We start from the raw sequence: 393 nt of genomic DNA, 5'->3' as shown, positions 1-393 counted from the left end.
GACGAAATGACGGACGGCGTCAGGCGCGCGCGGCGCGGCGGCGTTCGGCAAACGCCGCCAGCTCGCCCACGATGCCGCGACGGAACGCCAGCACGCAGATCACGAAGATCAGGCCGATCACGATGGTGACCGACTCGCCCAGGCGCAGGAACCAGTCCACGCCGGTCAGCTTGGCCAGGGCCTGGCCGAAGTCGCCGACCTTGTTCTCCAGCAGCACGACGATGAAGGCGCCCAGGATCGGGCCGGTCAGCGTGCCCAGCCCGCCGATCAGCGTCATCAGGATGACCAGCGGGCCCAGCAGGTTGGGCACGATGTGGTGGCGGATCATGGCCAGGTCGCGCACGCCGAAGGCGCGCGCGGCCAGCACGAACTCGCGTTCGCGCAGCGCCAGCA

The 393-nt window shown here is 70.0% G+C and carries 1 pseudogene; it reads right to left on the bottom strand.

The features are described 5' to 3' along the window. Window positions 1–19: 19 nt before the first annotated feature. A pseudogene (locus KUA57_RS09495) lies at window positions 20–393 on the bottom strand (hypothetical protein); the annotation flags it as partial.

This window comes from Streptococcus vulneris, assembly GCF_019218685.1.
Taxonomy (GTDB): Bacteria; Bacillota; Bacilli; order Lactobacillales; family Streptococcaceae; genus Streptococcus; species Streptococcus vulneris.
The sequence above is the reverse complement of the archived record's forward strand: the minus strand, read 5'-3'. Positions and strand labels throughout refer to the sequence as shown.